The organism is Alsobacter sp. P4_H11 (assembly GCF_056400925.1).
This window is the reverse complement of sequence record NZ_JBFUKI010000025.1, coordinates 1-2,444: the sequence shown is the minus strand read 5'-3', so window position 1 is coordinate 2,444 and position 2,444 is coordinate 1. Positions and strand designations below refer to the sequence as shown.

Annotated in this window: 1 protein-coding gene; it reads left to right on the top strand. The window is 63.7% G+C overall.

All coding sequences use genetic code 11. The features are described from left to right. Window positions 1-327: 327 nt before the first annotated feature. Window positions 328-1,959: a TadE/TadG family type IV pilus assembly protein gene (locus tag AC1DSZ_RS24265; RefSeq protein WP_476840861.1), complete on the top strand. Its 1,632-nt coding sequence runs from the start codon at window positions 328-330 to the stop codon at window positions 1,957-1,959. The last annotated feature ends 485 nt before the right edge of the window (window positions 1,960-2,444 follow it).

Here is a 2,444-nt window from a genome sequence, read left to right as displayed (position 1 = left end):
TTCCAGCACCAGGGCGTGACTACGGCGCTACGGCGCCGCCAGGCGCTGACGTGACCCTACCCTGACGCGCACTTGTATGACGAGTAAGGCTGCGCGGCCGTGCTTTGCGTCGTATTTCCTGATTTGAGCGTGGTTTTTTTCTGTCTTTGGCTGTTTTCTCGCGACGCGCTGAAAGCGTAACTTCCGCAACTTAAGTACAACCTTTGGTTGTATAGCTACAGTATACGAACAATGAAAGCGTATTTACGCGGGTAATACATCGATTCACCGCGGATTAAGCCGAGACGGCTATGGTGTTCTCAATCGAATACAAACAGGGAAGTTCCAATGTCCAGCGTCATCAAGAAGGGCCGCGACTTCCTGCGAGACCAGAGCGGCGCGTCGATCGTCATGTTCGCGGTTGGAGCCGTGCCCTTAGCCATCGGGGCCGGGGCCGGTCTCTATTATGTTCGCCACACGACAGCAGGGTCGCGCGCGGACACTGCGGCTCACGCGGCCTCCTTGGCGTCGGTCAACATGGCGCGTCTTCTGCTGAAGCAGCGATATGGCGTCTCCTCGACAAGTGGCTGGACGCCCCAGGCGACCGCGGCCGCGCAGGTCGCCATCGGTCCGGACTCGGAAGCCGCGGGTGTCGCCGCATTCAAAGCCACGGCCCAGATAAGCGGCGGCTTGAGCGCCTATCTCAAGCCCGTGGTGCACGTCTCGTTGGTCGACGGGCAGTTCAAGGCGGACGTCAGTTACGAACTCGACAACCCGACAACCGCGACGGATCGCGCTGATCAAGGTTCCGTGGACTCGAGCGGCGCGACACTGGCCGCAGCCGCGACGCCGGATGCGCCGCTAGGTGGATCGTGCGGCGGCGGCGGTACCGGTGGTGGCGGCGGCGGTACCGGAGGTGGCGGTGGCGGTACCGGTGGCGGCGGCGGCGGTACCGGAGGTGGCGGTGGCGGTACCGGTGGCGGTGGCGGCGGCGGCGGTACCGGTGGAGGCGGTGGCGGTGGCGGTGGCGGTGGAGGCGGCGGCGGCGGCGGCGGTGGCGGTGGCGGCGGTGGCGGCGGCGGTTCGTGCGACGCGATCGACGACGACTGGAAAGACGTGATCAGCGACAGCACGTGGAAATTCAGGGACACCTGGTCGGACATCGCCGAGCCGGAGTGGAAGGACACGTCGGAAAGCGATCTGCCGCGCGCGGCCAACTACGTCTCCAATAGCAAGAAGATCAGTACCAAGGTGAAGGTCGACGGCCGCTCGGTGGAGAAACAAGTCGAGGTCTGGAAGCTTTACGGTTGGCTCTGGTGGGCCAGCAAGCAAAGCGGAAATCACGATTTCTTCAGCTCCACCCGAAGCAAGGTGGACGACGGATACAAGCTCGTCTGGGTCTACAATTGGATCGAGGGCGTCTACCAGCAGCCGCTGACCTGCAAGCTCAAGAGCCTGAGAAGTCCCATCGTGCTCGACCTGCCGGGTCTTGGCTCCATTGCGACGTCCGCGATGGTTCCGACGTCCGAGCGGGAAGCCACTGAGGTCTCGTTCGATCTCCACGGCGTGGGCGTTCCGGTGCGCACCGAATGGCTCTTGCCCAAGGGCCAGGGCTTCCTGGTGGACGACCGCGACGGCCGAGCGGCGGACGACATGTCCGGCCGGCGCCTGTTCGGCAACGACCGGGAGCATCACGACGGCTTCGCCAAGCTGGCCAAGCTCGACCGCAATGGCGACGGCGTGCTGGACGGCGACGAGCTCGACGGGCTCGCGCTGTGGGTGGACAACGGCGACGGCAAGGTTCAGCCGGGCGAGTTGAAATCCGTGCGGGAGTGGCGTGTGAGCGCCATCGACGTGCGGGCTCAATGGACCACGGACGGCAAGCACCGGCTCATCTCCAAGGCCGTCGTCGACGGCAAGGAGATCCTGGCGGAGGACGTCTGGTTCTTCGCCGACCTGCGGCCCATCGCTCAGAAATGAGCGCCGGGCTCTCACGCCAGCAAGTTCGCCGCCCTGCGCCTTTCCGACGCCGGGCGGCGGCTATTCGCGCCGCTTCCGCCACGATACCGAGGGATCGCGACCGAGTTGGCCCCGGTCGCGCCGTTGATCGAGCGTTCGGCTCCGCACCACCTGTTTAAGAACAGACGGCTGTGCGTGGGGCGTTGCTCTTCTCTTGCCGAGCGCCGCCGAGATGCCGACGGCCTCGCGTTCTGGCCTTCCAGCACCAGGGCGTGACTACGGCGCTACGGCGCCGCCAGGCGCTGACGTGACCCTACCCTGACGCGCACTTGTATGACGAGTAAGGCTGCGCGGCCGTGCTTTGCGTCGTATTTCCTGATTTGAGCGTGGTTTTTTTCTGTCTTTGGCTGTTTTCTCGCGACGCGCTGAAAGCGTAACTTCCGCAACTTAAGTACAACCTTTGGTTGTATAGCTACAGTATACGAACAATGAAAGCGTATTTATTT